This is a genomic window from Nocardia flavorosea NBRC 108225 (assembly GCF_001613385.1).
In the GTDB taxonomy this organism is placed as follows: domain Bacteria; phylum Actinomycetota; class Actinomycetes; order Mycobacteriales; family Mycobacteriaceae; genus Nocardia; species Nocardia flavorosea.
The window spans coordinates 1-545 of the sequence record NZ_BDCG01000070.1; the positions used below are offsets into that span (position 1 = coordinate 1).

Annotated in this window: 1 pseudogene; it reads right to left on the reverse strand. The window is 66.4% G+C overall.

Annotated features, from left to right (window positions below):
* A pseudogene (locus tag NFL01S_RS33880) lies at positions 1–229 on the reverse strand (alpha/beta hydrolase fold domain-containing protein); the annotation flags it as partial.
* Positions 230–545 lie beyond the last annotated feature (316 nt).

Consider the following 545-nt stretch of genomic DNA (forward strand, 5'->3'; position numbering starts at 1 on the left):
GCACCGACCCCGCTATATCGGTCTCGGGGAGGCGCCGGTAGGCGAGGACGACAACCGGGGCGCGCGATACGAGCGCGAGGTCCGCCACCGGGCGGTGCGTACCCGGTCCGCCCGCCAAGAACCCGCCACCGGGCAGATACAGCAGCACTCCTGCGCCGGGGTCGACTCCTGCCGTGGGGACGACCTCTTCGCACGGTATGCCGTTGAGCCGGGTGCGGGGCGCGTACACCGGGGCGTACCGGCCATCTACCCAGTACCGGCTCGATGAGCCCGGCCGGCCGTACCGTCCGTGGAGTGAGCGGAATCGCGCTGAGTAGCGGGCGTATCAGCCGTGTCGTAGCGATGCCGAGAGTCGCCGAGCCGGCGCTGGCGCGCCGTCGCGCCGGGTCACCGAATCGTTCGAACCGATGTATGTGTCCAGACATCGTCGTCTGCGCTCCTGACTCCCGAATCACGGCAGGGCCGGAAAACGGGCAAACCTACTAACTAGAATCGTATGATTCATCTAGAATCGCCTGATGTCAATAGGGTGGATTCGTCGATCC